Source organism: Candidatus Omnitrophota bacterium (genome assembly GCA_040755155.1).
In the GTDB taxonomy this organism is placed as follows: domain Bacteria; phylum Hinthialibacterota; class Hinthialibacteria; order Hinthialibacterales; family Hinthialibacteraceae; genus JBFMBP01.
In genome coordinates this window covers 1-12,183 of record JBFMBP010000136.1, presented here as the reverse complement: position 1 = coordinate 12,183, position 12,183 = coordinate 1, and the positions used below count along the sequence as shown (strand labels likewise).

Sequence of the window (12,183 nt, the reverse complement as noted above, 5' to 3'; positions counted from 1 at the left end):
ATTTGAAGAGTTAAACGATGCAGCCTATCCTACGTTTTAATATGATTTCTTAAGAGTTTTTTGATTTCGTCGCGGATAATGGCGGCGGTTTCGTAATCTTCTCGTTCGACGGCGTCTTTCATCTTTTTTCGCAATTCGCCGACGGGATCGGATTTCCAATTGGCATGGATATCCTGAGCAAACTTTTTCAGAAAAAGCACTTCTCCACATTTATCGGCCAGGTCGATCCGTCCCAACTCCCGGAAAAATTCGCGGATTTTTTCGATGGAATCTTCGATTCGCCGAACGGCTTCTTCGCAGCGATTCAATTCCAGGAGGCGTTGCGCGGCGGAGCGGGCGTTCATCATGTGTACGTAGGGACGGTATTGTTCGAGGGATAATTTATCCTCTTGGCGTTCGGCGTATTTCTTGAGGAAGTCGAAAAGACGCAGATTGCGGGCGGTGTCCCTTTCCACCGCTTCGTATTCCTGCAAGTGAAAGAGACTAAGGTAGCGATAGTAGTATTGCAGCGATTCGCGCCGGAGGGCTTCGCAATCGTCGGGATCGAGAAAAAAGTCGCCTTTTCCCGAGGCGCGGGCGTGTTCTTCTTGTTGATGTTGGAAATACTCCAGCAAAGACTCGAAGCCATAAGGCTGTTTGCCGTCAGGACGTCCGGTATATTCCATTTGCAGCAAGCCGAGATCGAGGCGCATTTGTACTTTCAAACGCTTATCGGCGCCTTCGATGAGGCGAACCGTGATATCTTCGGAGGAATACTCCCAATTTTTCAGGATATGAGAAATATCCAGCATGTTTTTCTTCTCGAATTCATTCGTTGGGTATATAAGAACAATGGCGCATCCATGAGAGGAAACAAAATGAATCTGTGCGAATCGAGTCTTCTCGAAATTAAATTTTATCCAATCTCTATCCTTCACCCTAGGGCATTTGCCGATTACGCCAGATAGGCCGCTGCGACGCCGATTTGTCCAACTAGCATGATTAAATACATATGTTTCCAGGAGACATGATTCGCTTCCGTAGCCAATTCGGCTGGCCTTCGCAGAATAAGATAAGCCACGTAGATTCCCCATAGGGTTAGGATCGAAGCCAGAAGCATCAGAATCGTTTGATGGCCATGCAGAATCTGGAACGCCGCACCCAAAAACATGAGGACGAAGGGTATAACGAAGAAAGGCGAAATGATCTTGGCGCTGCGTTCGACGCCGAAGCGTATGGGCATGGTAAAACAGCCGCCGGCGCGGTCGCCTTCGATATCGGCGAAGTCCTTTGTCGTAGCGGCGCCAAGGATGTATAGGCCAAAAATGCTTCCTAACAGCCACGGTTCCCATTCCCGCAAGTCGCGCACGGCGGTCCAACCGGCGACGACCAACAAGCAGCCGCGCGGGATGGCGATGGTAACGTTAGCCAGCCACCAGGAACGTTTGGTTCGGAAAGGGGGGCCGGAATAGGCGTAGGTGACGAAGGCGGTGAACAGAACGATTACAAAGAACTGCCGTCCAACCAAGTAGGCGGTGGAGAAGGAACAGATATAGAGAATGATGCAGAAAACCCAGGCGTTGAAGATGGAAATCTTGCTGGATGGGAGCGGCCGGTAAGGTTTGTTGATCCGGTCGATTTCCAGATCGAAATATTGATTGATTATGTTGGAGGCGGCGTTGAGAAGCGCCGCGGATAACGCTCCAAGAAGCGTAGGAGCAATATAGAGGAAAAGGGAATCGGTTTGCCGGCTCCAAGCGACCAGAGCGAAAGAAACGAAGCCGATAAACGGCGCCAGCAAGGTAAAGGGACGGCATAATTCCCAATAGTCGAAGAAAGCGGCGTTTTGTTTTCCATTGGTTGCACTGACGTTCATTGTGATGCCCTTCCTTTTAAAATAATATAGAAAAAAGTACATGGATTGTTTTCACCTCATGAGCCGTTTCACAAGCCGCGCAATTCCAGCTGTTCGACTGAACGCCGGAGAACGCGAGGCGCAACGCTTCGATTTCCCTAATCGCAAGATATAGGACGAAGCTTATCCTCCACTATAATCCCGTATATAAAAATGAAAGACAAGCGAAAGCAGGGGGAAAGCATCAAAGGATTTATTGTCCAATATCGGCGTTTGTCGCATCTTTAATCCATCCTCTCTAAAACGGGTGGGAGGCGTTTCCGGTAAATGAATATCGTTGCGTAGGCAATTTCAAAGCGAACCTAATGTTTTGTTTCTTTTGAAATTGTTCCCTCGCCCTCTGGGAGAGGGTAAGGGTGAGGGCGCTTTCTTAAGAAAGCAACTATTAAAATCAATTGAAACAGACTACTAGCGTTGTCTACGATTATTTAAGCAATTAAGTGTGGTTATTTTACCTCAAGTTTGGTTGTAATGCCACAGTCATTCTTGAATAATTAAATTGAACCTCATAAGATCGAATTTAGATAATTGAGAAAAACATATTAAAAGGAATAATATTCTTAATATATTGATATTTATAATCTTATTATTATTAATTTAATGTTGATTATAGAATACGGAATGACAAGAGCATGTTTTTCTCACCCATAAATAACCTAAAATGTTTCAAACCCAAAAGAGGGATTAAATCAATGAATAAAGCGATGTTGGCTTTTTCTATATTATTAGCAGGGAGTTATTCTTCCGCCGGGATAAAGTTCAACGATTCGCTATGTTTTGGCGGAGATATTTTGGGCGAGTATTTTCACAGCGAAAATCTTTGGGATTTGAGCAACGGCGGCGGCGATGTCAATAATTTACTCCGAGCGGAAGCCCATCTCTATTTGCAGGTGGAACTTGATTACAACATTCTGCTGCGCGCTTCCGGCGAAATCGACCGCGAATTGGAAAGGGTCGTCATTGATCCAACTTCGGCAAGTCATGGATTGCGCGGCGTGGAGGCGGACGGCGTGGAAGCCTATTTGGAAGAAGCGTTTTTTCAGATCAAGAATATCGCCGGAGGAGGCTTTTCGTTTATCGCCGGGCGGCAGTTTCTCAATTACGGCGACAATCTAGCGGCGAACGATTACAACCAATGGTGGGGGCCGGGATTTATTATCGCCGATTCTTTATCCAATGATCCATTGCTCATTACGCAGCTGGGCAGTTACGAAATCGATCCCTTCGACGCCGTCGTGATCCGGCATGAATCGGAGTTTACCCAGATCGACGCTTTCTACGCCCGCAGCGTGGAGAATGTATGGCAGCCGAAAGGCATCGGAGTCAATACGGAACTTGCCGGTTTCTACGCTTCCTATTTCGGGATCGAGAATCACCAATTGGATTTATATTTCACGTTCAACGGCGAAAACGCGCCGCAGGCGGTAACGGGCATGGGCGGCGAGAAATATATCGTTGGCGGACGCGCCGCCGGGGATGCCGCGGATTCGCTCGCTTATAAAATCGAACTCGCCTATCAACTGAATCATGCGGACAACGCCCAATTGGCCTGGAAGCAGGACGCTGACGCGCTGGGAGCGCAGGCGGGTTTGAATTACCATCCCGTTTGCAAGTTATCGCCGAATGCGGGATTCATCTATACCTTCTTGCAGCAGGATGGCGCCGAAGGGACGATGAACGGCTTCGCTTCGCCTTTCGAAGGCAAGACCTACGGAATCATCGCCGAGGGATTGATGAAAACATTCGACGGGATCAATCCTTTTACGAATATGCACGTGTTCAATCTCAACGGCGGAGTGAAGCCTGCCGAGGATTTGGCGTTGAGCGTGGATTTGTACTATTTCCTGCTCGACGAGGCGATTCAAAGGAGCGGAAAAAAGAGAGACGATGGCGGATTGGAATTGGACGCGCAGGCGGATTATTTAATTACGGATAACGTCAGATCCTTCGTAGGCGGCGGCGTCTATTTCCCCGGCAAGGCGGCGGAAGAAATCTACGCTGGGAATGACGACGACGCTTATTTCTTGCGGGCGGGGATCAAGGTAAGGTTTTGAACAGCAGTGATGAATGATGAATGATGAGAAACGTAGGATGGATCACGCCGTTTGACCCATCGATATTTATGAAATGGAGCAATTGATGGGTCAAAAAACGCGACCCATCCTTCATTTCTATCTGAAAGCGCATTTGCAGAAACCTTAGCAAGAAAATAGGTGTATTTTATATGGATTTGACTTGGTTGCTTAAGAAAAAATGGCATAAAATATAGAAACTATTGAATATATTGTTATGGCGCTCGTAGGCTGCCGCAACGCAGTCTGACAAGACCGAGCGGAGGATCAGGATGAGAGAGTACGAGGTCGTCGACACCAATGCCGACAACATCGGCGGTTGTATCATCTGCCGCTACAAGAGCGGCAAGAACGAAGGACGTCGTCGCAAGTTGGATTGGCTTAAGAAGCGTTACGCGGAAGGCTTGAGGTTCAAGGTGCTCCGCTCACGCGAATTCGGCGATATCGGGATGATCGAGTATGCCCCTGGCAGTCATGCGTGGAGACCCGTCGAGGCGGAGGGTTACCTTGTCATCCATTGCTTGATGGTCAATAGCAAGCACACGGGGAAAGGACTCGGCGCTCTCTTGCTGGATAGTTGTCTGAGGGACGCGAAGAAGAGCAAGTGTCGAGGGGTCGCAGTTGTCGCAAGTTCAGATAGCTTCATGGCGCGAAGTGATTTTTTCATCAAGGCGGGTTTTGTCTCGGTGGAGAGCAGCCCTCCGTACGAGCTGCTCGTCAAGAAGTTCAAGGCAACAGCGCCTGATCCTCGTTTCATCGTTGAAAGAGAGCGAGTATTGAAGAAGTACAAAAAGGGTCTCACGATCCTGGCTGCCGATCAGTGCCCTATGATCCCAAAGTGTGTGGAGGATATTTCGCAAGCGGCCCGAGTCCTGGGGCTGAAGCCGAAAGTGGTTCGAATCAAGAGCGCCAAGGCATCAAGGGAACTTCCGACGCCCTATGGCGTGTTCAGCATTATCTACGATGGAAGGCAGATTGTGGAGCGTCCGGTCAGTGGAACGAGATTCAAGAACATCATGAGTAAGCTGACATAAGGATTACATGGACATCGAGATGCTCGGATGACATCTGCCATAACAAGCCAGTGCACCGGCGACGTTGGCTGGACATGACAGAGCGAGGCAGTGCAACCCATGCCGGGTGGCAAGGGCAAAGTTGTTTTTGCCCTTGAGAATTTCTGCTTGAAGGGAAATCAGGAAGCGATTTCGGCGAGGGCGTATTTGGAAGCGGCACCGTTGTTGGCTAGCAGCCGCCAGGAATCGTCATTGCGGACGCCGAGGGGAACGCGAATTCCCTGATAAGCGTTGCGGCGTTCGAGTTCTTCGTCGATTTTGTGGTAAATCGTCTGCCGTTCAAGGCACCATAATGGAGCGACGAGGACGTCAGGGGGCGCGTCGGCGGTCAGACGTTGGACGCTGATGTCGGCGGGCAGGCGCTCCACGAAATCGCAGACGGTTTGGATGTATTCCTCCATCGTAAATATTTCAAACTCGCCGCGCAGGTATTGCTTTTCCATCTCCGTATTTTTCATGACGTGCAAGAGATGGATTTTGATGCTATGGAAGGGAAGCGGAGCGAGGCGTTCGGCGGTTTGCAACATCTCTTCGCGGCTCTCGCCCGGCAATCCCAGAATTACGTGGACGCAGATTTTTAGATTGCGGCCCGCCGTTTTATCGATAGCCCACAGAAAATTTTCGTAGTCGTGGAGGCGGTTGATGCGCTCCAACGTGCGGTTGTGGCTGCTTTGCAGGCCGTATTCCACCCAGATTTCTCTTTGATCGGAATAGGATTCCAACAGGTCCAGCGAACGGGGCGAAATGCAATCGGGGCGGGTGCCGACGGCCATGGAGACGATGTCCTCGAAGGGAAGAATTTCATCGTAAAAGCTTTTCAATTGGTTTACCGGCGCGTAGGTGTTGCTGTAGGCCTGCCAATAAGCCATGAATTTCGTCGCTTTAAAACGCCCTCGCATAAAGGCGATTCCGTCTTCGATTTGTTCGCGGATGGGGCGGGAATGAACGCGGCTGTTGAAACTGAAGCCCTTGTTGTTGCAGTAGGTGCATCCGCCCACGCCTTTGGTTCCGTCGATGTTAGGACAGGTGAAGCCCGCATCGATAGCCACCTTGTGCACGCGGCAGCCGAAGCGCTCCTTTAAATATTTTCCGAAAGAATAATACCGTTTATCGTCCATCAGCGTCCTGCAACCGTTCGAAATAGGAAATATATCCGTATGTTGTTTCTTCCGTATTGTAACCGTAAGTTTCGTGAAAAAGAGGGTGATGCCAGAGGTCTTGCTGCGCTGGGTAATAAAGCAGCCGTTCCAACCGGTTTTCAGGATAGGGATAGGCGTTGAAAAAAAGAAGAGGAAAAAGTTGGATGAAGCGCGGCTGGCGGCTGAGAACGTAATTGACGTTGCTTTTTTCGTGTCCGGCGAAGTGGCGGGAGAGGTCGCTAGCGGGCGTATGGGCGATGGTTACGTCGTTGATGCCCGCCATATCGATGCAATTCAATTCGCTGTAATAGGGGATAGCGCCCGCCGTCATGACGGCGATTACGGTTCCCGGCGGATATTTCTCTTTCAGCCATTTTCCCATTTGCGACCAATTCTTAGCCCAAGCGGCTTCGTCGAGCATCCAGCGCGCTCTTTTAGAGAAATGGTATTCGTCATCGGCGCGATATTCGAAGATTCGGATCAGGTTGGAAATGAGGAGAATCATGACGAATATAACGGCGGCAGATTGCGCAAGACGTAGACGAGACGGCTTCATTTTATTCATAAAAAGCCGTTCGAAGCATAATTGCACTCCGCGAATGAAAAGGATGGACAATAGAGGCAAGGCGGGAACCATGAAACGATGCAATGCGAAATGGTCGCCGCCTTCGGCGATGACGAGAAAGATATGAGTTAGGACGAACATCAATACGATGTTGCATGAACGCCGGTTATCGCGTCCCTTCCAGGCGAAACAAAGAAGAACAAAGCCGAAAATCGGGCGGGGTTGGAAATATGTAATAATGTAATTGATTCCCCTATCGATTATCGCCAATCCCCCATAATCGTGCTTGGCGTAGAAAGAATTAGGAAAAGCGTAGCCGAAATAAGCGAGGCGGAAAATGAAGAGAGCGGCTAGCGGCAAAAGAAAATAGAGCGAATAGGAGCGGATTATCGATCGAAAGGAATTTCTGCGCGATAGATGGATTATGACGGCGGGAAGCAGAAACGCCGGGCCTTCCGGACGGATCAGCGAGAGTGCCAACAGCATGAGCGCTGAGATTCGAATATTCCATCCTTTGTATAAAGAAGCGATCAGCATTAGCAATAACAAAGTATAAAGCGCAGTTTCCATGCCGGAGGCGGACCAAGCAGGAAAGGCGGCGTCGGAAACGACGGCCATCGCCGCCGCCATCGGCCAAAACCAGGCGTTGAATACGGGTGCATTTTCTTGCGGTTCGAATATCCAGCGATAGAGAAGAACAGTGAAAAAAAGAACGCCCAAGCCGCAGACGATTCCCGACGCATAAGCCATCGACGGGAGCGGAAAACCAAGCGATTGGAACAGAGCCAGCAGCGTCGTCCAAGCGGGACTGGTGAAGCCTTCCACCCGCTCGCCGCCGGGATAAAAGACGAGGCCGTGTCCTTGTACTAAATTGCGAGCGTAAACCATCGGGATAAAGGCGTCGTCCACAAGGCCGAAAGGAAGCGCCAGGAGCCAGGCGCCGAAGAGCAGAATGGGGAAGAGACACTGTATCCCCAACCCGAACCAGCCATGAAGCCAAGAGGATGGCGCACTCTCTTCCACAGGCGGGGATGCCATTGGAGTTTCTGCGGCCGCGGATTCGCAAATTGGATTTTCGTTCATGGCCTATTATCATATCGACAAGGCGGCGTTTTCAGGAGCGGAGTAAAACAGGACTGTGGGACGGCGGGACTGGGAGACAGGGAGAATTGGAGACGGAGCGCCTAGATGTGTAGGGTGGGCTCAAAGCGAAGCGTAGCCCACCCTAGCGAATTTGAATTGTAGAGTTAGCTCGCAGCTCGCCATTACGACTTAGATGTCGCATGAAATAGGACTAAAATAAGAAAACATTTATCGAGAAAGGATTGCGGATATGCGAAGCGATGTCATGAAAACGGGAGTCGAAAAAGGCCCCCATCGCAGTTTATGGTACGCAACCGGCCTCTCCAAAGAGGATTTGGACAAGCCGATTATAGGAATCGCCAATTCCTATAACGAAATCGTGCCGGGGCATGTGGAATTGAACAAAATCAGCAACGCCGTCAAACGCGGCATTCTCATGTCGGGGGGCACGCCGGTGGAATTCGGCACGATCGCCGTCGACGACGGCATCGCCATGAATCACGTGGGGATGCGCTATTCCCTCGTGAGCCGCGAAACCATCGCCGATAGCGTGGAAATCATGGCGATGGCGCATCCTTTCGACGGTCTCGTTCTCGTCTCCAACTGCGATAAAATCACTCCCGGAATGCTGATGGCTGCGGCGCGCTTGAATATTCCCGCGATTCTCATCACCGGCGGGCCGATGCTGGCGGGTTACGAACGCGGCGAGGCCATCGACTTGAACACATTGTTCGTCCGCATCGCCGCCGCCAAACAGGGGCAAATCTCTCCAACCGATTACGAAGAATCCTGCGCCACCGCTTGTCCCGGAACCGGCGCCTGCTCCGGCATGTTCACCGCCAATTCCATGAGCTGCATCTCGGAAGCGCTGGGCATTGCATTGCCCGGCAACGGCACGATTCCAGCGGTTTTCGCTGACCGGCTGCGCCTGGCGCAAAGGGCGGGCGTTCAGATTATGGATTTAGTGCGCCGGGGCGTCAAAGCCAGGGATATCCTTACTAAGGAGGCGTTCGAGAACGCCATCGCGCTGGATATGGCTTTCGGCGGCTCGACGAACACGTCGCTGCACATTCCCGCTATTGCCTATGAAGCGGACGTGGATATCACACTAGCCGATTTCAACCGCATCGGAGCGAAGACACCGCATATTTGCAGCATGTCACCCGCCGGGCCTTTCCACATGGAAGACCTCGACCGCGCCGGCGGCGTTTCTTCTATTTTGAAGACCCTGTCGAAAAAGGATATCATTCATGAAAAAGCGATTTCTGTTACCGGCAAGACGCTGGGAGAGAACATCGCCAAATCCAAGCCGGGCAGCAGCGACGTCATCCGTCCCTTGGAAAATCCTTATCACGAGACGGGCGGCCTTTGCTGTCTCTACGGCAACCTCGCTCCCGACGGCAGCGTGGTGAAAGCGGCGGCGGTTTCGCCGGAAATGATGAAGCATAGCGGCCCGGCGCGCATCTACAATTCGGAAAGCGAAGCGGTACGGGCGATTTTCGCCAAGGAGATCAAGGAAGGCGACGTCGTCGTCCTGCGCTATGAGGGTCCCAAAGGGGGGCCGGGAATGCCGGAAATGCTGACGCCCACATCCGCCGTCCGAGGGATGGGTATGGACTCGAAAGTGGCGTTGATTACCGACGGACGCTTTTCCGGCGCTACATCGGGGGCGTCCATCGGCCATATTTCTCCCGAAGCCATGGAAGGCGGACCGATTGGACTGCTGGAAGAAGGCGATATTATCGAGATCGATATCGCCAACCATGCCATCCACGTAAAACTATCCGACGAAGAGTTGCAAAAGCGGCGGCTAAAGTGGACGCGTCCGGAACCGAAGATCAAGACCGGCGTCATTGCCCGTTATGCGCGGGGCGTGTTATCCGCAGCACAGGGAGCTGTTTTCCCAAAATAACCAGTAGATGCAAATGGCCGGGGGACGCGCTCTAGCGTCCCCCTTTTCATGCAGGGTTGGAATAGGCTTATGAGATTGGCGGCGATTCCAGATATGACGCAAATGGGTTGGATCGGGCGGCGCAGGCGATGGATGAAGATCATCGATCGCGCCATTCTCTTGGAATTGCTTGCCGCCATCACCGAGGGCGCTGTTCTGTTTTCGTTCGTATTTCTATTGAAGCCCGTATTCAATTTGACCGGCCTTCTCGTGGCGGGAGCGAGTTTTTCATCGACCGTAACGATTCTTTTTTCCATGCTGCCCTCGATTATGATGATGACCCTTCCTATGGCCGTATTATTGTCGTGCCTGCTAGTCTATGGACGCTTGGCGCTCGACAACGAATTGACCGCTTTGCAGGCGGCGGGGTATTCCGCCTTGCAGTTATTGACGCCCGCATTGATTATAGGCTGCCTGCTGACATTGACGCTCTTTTGGTGGGGGCAGCGCATCGCGCCGAAAGGATTGCGCATCATGAGGGATGTGGCGGCGGATGTTTTGCAGAATACGGCAACGGGAAGTTTGCAGCCGGGAAAGTATAATGATCTGAGAAAATACGTAATTTTTTGCAGCGACATTGCGCCGGGAGAGATGAGAAATTTGCGCGTATTCGAAAAGCGCGAAGATCCGGAAAAACCTTCGGAGGGATATTCCATCGCCGGCGTCATTTCAGCGCCCACCGGCTCCATCCATTATTCGCCTGAAAACAAGTCGCTTCAATTCGATATGGAAGCAGGCGTGCTGCACCAGATGCCATCGCCCGATACGGATGTAGCGATCCGATTTCGAAAAATGCTCTTTTCCGTCAGCATTCCCGATTTGCTCCGAACCCTGATGAAATTCGGCAGAATGGAATCGCATCAAAGCAACAAGCAACTCCATGAAATCGTCGCCTTCAACAAGAAAGCCTATATCAAGGAAAACAAGCCCAATCCCACGGAGATGGAGAGGCAAATGCTTCGTTATTACTTGAGCTTAATCCGTTCCGCCCAAGTCGAATTGACGACGAGAAGCAGTTTGCCTTCAGCCGCTCTCATCATGGCGTTCATCGGAGCGTTGTTGGGGATGCAAACCGGCGCCGGAAAACGATCTTCCAGCTATGCCGCAACGATTGGGGTGATCTTCGTTTATCACTTGCTGATGAATTTCGGTAAGGCGAATGCGATGGAAGGAACCGTATCCGTCTGGTTCGGCTTATGGATTCCGAACTTCGTCAGTCTATTGTTGGCAGTTCATCTTTACCTGAGAACGCGGCGGGTTTGAACCATGCGAACGATTCCGATGTTAAGAACCGCCGACGTCTTGATCCTGAAGGAATTATGGCGGACGCTCGCCTTCAACCTTGGCCTCTTCGCCGCGCTTTCCTTTACCCTGGTGTTGTTTACCGACCTGGGGAAGATGATGGAATATAACGCCTCCTTCGGTCCTTGCGTCTCCTACATCGTACTCAGTTTTCCCCACGAATGGGTGAAATCCATCCCTATCGTCGTCGTCCTATCCGTCGTCGCCGCGATGGTTTCTCTGATACGGCATAACGAATTGCTGATGTTGTTCATCGCCGGATACAGTCCGTTGCGCCTGGCCGTTCCCATTGGAGCGGCTCTGGCGGCGACGATTCTGACGTTTTTTTTCGTCAACGAAGATATAGCCGGTCCGTTTGCGGCCCAAGCCCGCGCCATTATGCAGATTCGGATCAAGGGCGGCGGTTTGGGAGTATCCGGAGGTCCCGAATTATGGCTTCATGGAGAAGGCGATCAGATTTATTACGCGAGGGAATATTCGCCCTACGCCAAGGAGATCAAAGGCTTGACCATCTTTCGATTTCAAGGCCCCAATAAAACTCTTTCCGCCCGGTACGACGCCGAACGGGCAGTATGGAATGAGGCGAAAGGCGCCTGGAGAGTAAAAGATATGGTCGCCCGCGAGATCAACGAGGACGGATCGATCTCCAGGGACATCGTTACGGAAGACGAACGATGGATCGACAGGACGCCGGCGGATTTCGACCGCATAACCCAAGATATCGAACAAATGTCGCGAAAAGATTTGGCCCGGATCGTGAAATCCGTACGTGGAGCGGGGCAAGACCCGCGCGCATTCTTGCCGCATCTGCGCATCAAGGAGGCATTTCCTTTTGCGGCGTTTTTTCTGGGAATGCTGGCCTACGCCGTTTGCTTGCGCATGAGATCAAAAGGGAAGACATTCGGCATCGGACTGGGATTATTGGCGGTGATCGCTTATTACATGTCGCTTTCCTTCGGCAGAAGCTTGGCCGAAAACGGCGCAATGCCCGCTTGGCTCAGCGCATGGGCGCCGAATCTCGTTTGTTTTTCTCTAACGATTTATTTCTTTTATCAACTACGGGAAGAGATTTAAGACTGGGAGACTGGGAGTCTCCCAGTCACT

At 51.4% G+C, this 12,183-nt stretch carries 9 protein-coding genes; 5 read left to right on the top strand and 4 right to left on the bottom strand.

What is annotated here, in order from left to right; all coding sequences use genetic code 11:
• Nucleotides 1–29: 29 nt before the first annotated feature.
• Nucleotides 30–791 (bottom strand): UvrB/UvrC motif-containing protein, encoded by a 762-nt coding sequence (locus tag AB1656_20280; protein MEW6237730.1) that lies wholly within the window; start codon nt 789–791, stop codon nt 30–32.
• 143 nt (nt 792–934) lie between these two features.
• Complete coding sequence (locus AB1656_20275) at nt 935–1,855, bottom strand: UbiA family prenyltransferase (protein ID MEW6237729.1); 921 nt, start codon at nt 1,853–1,855, stop codon at nt 935–937.
• Nucleotides 1,856–2,586: 731 nt separating this feature from the next.
• On the opposite strand from AB1656_20275, the gene AB1656_20270 reads away from it, so the two are divergent.
• Together AB1656_20270 and AB1656_20265 are read left to right on the top strand one after the other, a co-directional pair.
• Nucleotides 2,587–3,948, top strand: coding sequence for an alginate export family protein (locus AB1656_20270; GenBank protein MEW6237728.1), 1,362 nt, complete (start codon nt 2,587–2,589; stop codon nt 3,946–3,948).
• 290 nt (nt 3,949–4,238) lie between these two features.
• Nucleotides 4,239–5,000, top strand: coding sequence for a GNAT family N-acetyltransferase (locus tag AB1656_20265; GenBank protein ID MEW6237727.1), 762 nt, complete (start codon nt 4,239–4,241; stop codon nt 4,998–5,000).
• Between the two features lie 158 nt (nt 5,001–5,158).
• On the opposite strand, the gene AB1656_20260 is transcribed toward AB1656_20265, so the two are convergent.
• Both AB1656_20260 and AB1656_20255 read right to left on the bottom strand, forming a co-directional pair.
• Complete coding sequence (locus tag AB1656_20260) at nt 5,159–6,157, bottom strand: TIGR01212 family radical SAM protein (GenBank protein MEW6237726.1); 999 nt, start codon at nt 6,155–6,157, stop codon at nt 5,159–5,161.
• The gene (locus tag AB1656_20255) at nt 6,147–7,826 is read right to left on the bottom strand and encodes a hypothetical protein (protein ID MEW6237725.1); all 1,680 of its coding nucleotides are present in this window, start codon (nt 7,824–7,826) and stop codon (nt 6,147–6,149) included. The genes AB1656_20260 and AB1656_20255 overlap by 11 nt, the downstream gene beginning before the upstream one ends.
• A 250-nt stretch (nt 7,827–8,076) precedes the next feature.
• Between AB1656_20255 and ilvD the strand changes: the two genes are divergently transcribed.
• The 3 genes from ilvD to AB1656_20240 all read left to right on the top strand — a co-directional run bounded on the left by ilvD (nt 8,077) and on the right by AB1656_20240 (nt 12,153).
• Entirely contained in the window at nt 8,077–9,738 is a 1,662-nt protein-coding gene (gene ilvD / locus AB1656_20250; GenBank protein ID MEW6237724.1) for a dihydroxy-acid dehydratase, read from the top strand.
• Between the two features lie 69 nt (nt 9,739–9,807).
• Nucleotides 9,808–11,040 carry an LptF/LptG family permease gene (locus AB1656_20245; GenBank protein MEW6237723.1) on the top strand — a complete coding sequence of 411 codons (1,233 nt, stop codon included), beginning with the start codon at nt 9,808–9,810 and terminating at the stop codon, nt 11,038–11,040.
• 3 nt (nt 11,041–11,043) lie between these two features.
• Nucleotides 11,044–12,153 carry an LptF/LptG family permease gene (locus AB1656_20240; GenBank protein MEW6237722.1) on the top strand — a complete coding sequence of 370 codons (1,110 nt, stop codon included), beginning with the start codon at nt 11,044–11,046 and terminating at the stop codon, nt 12,151–12,153.
• Nucleotides 12,154–12,183 lie beyond the last annotated feature (30 nt).

What these genes read in the sequence shown, in the direction of transcription:
- AB1656_20280 (MEW6237730.1), bottom strand. Translation starts at nt 791, where the DNA reads ATGCTGGATATTTCTCATATCCTGAAAAATTGGGAGTATTCCTCCGAA.
- AB1656_20275 (MEW6237729.1), bottom strand. Translation starts at nt 1,855, where the DNA reads ATGAACGTCAGTGCAACCAATGGAAAACAAAACGCCGCTTTCTTCGAC.
- AB1656_20270 (MEW6237728.1), top strand. Translation starts at nt 2,587, where the DNA reads ATGAATAAAGCGATGTTGGCTTTTTCTATATTATTAGCAGGGAGTTAT.
- AB1656_20265 (MEW6237727.1), top strand. Translation starts at nt 4,239, where the DNA reads ATGAGAGAGTACGAGGTCGTCGACACCAATGCCGACAACATCGGCGGT.
- AB1656_20260 (MEW6237726.1), bottom strand. Translation starts at nt 6,157, where the DNA reads ATGGACGATAAACGGTATTATTCTTTCGGAAAATATTTAAAGGAGCGC.
- AB1656_20255 (MEW6237725.1), bottom strand. Translation starts at nt 7,826, where the DNA reads ATGAACGAAAATCCAATTTGCGAATCCGCGGCCGCAGAAACTCCAATG.
- ilvD (MEW6237724.1), top strand. Translation starts at nt 8,077, where the DNA reads ATGCGAAGCGATGTCATGAAAACGGGAGTCGAAAAAGGCCCCCATCGC.
- AB1656_20245 (MEW6237723.1), top strand. Translation starts at nt 9,808, where the DNA reads ATGAGATTGGCGGCGATTCCAGATATGACGCAAATGGGTTGGATCGGG.
- AB1656_20240 (MEW6237722.1), top strand. Translation starts at nt 11,044, where the DNA reads ATGCGAACGATTCCGATGTTAAGAACCGCCGACGTCTTGATCCTGAAG.